The sequence below is a fragment of the Enteroscipio rubneri genome, from assembly GCF_002899715.1.
Taxonomy (GTDB): domain Bacteria; phylum Actinomycetota; class Coriobacteriia; order Coriobacteriales; family Eggerthellaceae; genus Enteroscipio; species Enteroscipio rubneri.
The window spans coordinates 1-609 of record NZ_PPEK01000040.1 but is presented as its reverse complement, the minus strand read 5'-3'; the positions used below and the strand labels follow the sequence as shown (position 1 = coordinate 609).

At 51.9% G+C, this 609-nt stretch carries 1 protein-coding gene; it reads right to left on the bottom strand.

What is annotated here, in order from left to right; all coding sequences use genetic code 11:
- Positions 1 to 308: 308 nt before the first annotated feature.
- Positions 309 to 609, bottom strand: a 301-nt coding sequence (locus C2L71_RS12215) for a hypothetical protein (RefSeq protein WP_204600489.1), incomplete at its 5' end; no start/stop codon positions are given.

Here is a 609-nt window from a genome sequence, read left to right as displayed (position 1 = left end):
ATTCCGTATCCCCGCTGCTTTGTCGAAGGTCGCTAACGTCCGAAACCAAGGTGGTCATGGGCAGTAGCTATTCGACGTTCACGGCAGACGCACATCTTGAAGGGTACACGCCGATTGCTATAACTCGCGTAGGGCATACCCATCCGAATGCGCTCAGTCTCGTGTGCTTCGAAGTTTCAGGCGACGAATGCCGCTGCCTGCTTGCAAATCGCACAACAGCGAAGCAGGATAGTGTGCATACCGCCTTTAATGTTGTTTATGCACGCTCAAGATTTGTGCAATAGCATTCCGTATCCCCGCTGATTGCGTCATCGTTTACATTCGCTTCTTACGAGCATACAGAGAATATCGGCCCTGGCGGCTATGCAAACATGTCTCTGGTTATCGTTCCTCCGATCGGATATAAGCCCTTGTGCATCAAGAACATTAGCACCAGCGGCGCGAGCAGCCTCTGCGTGAGCAGCTTCGCCATCGATGGAAATACTGTCAAGGCTCTCGTCCGCAATGTCACGAGCAGCAGCTTTCAATATGCAAAAATCTGGGTCAGGGTGATCTTCGCTAGCACAACCCTTTTTGGAGGCGATAGCTGATGGGCATTCCGTATCCCAC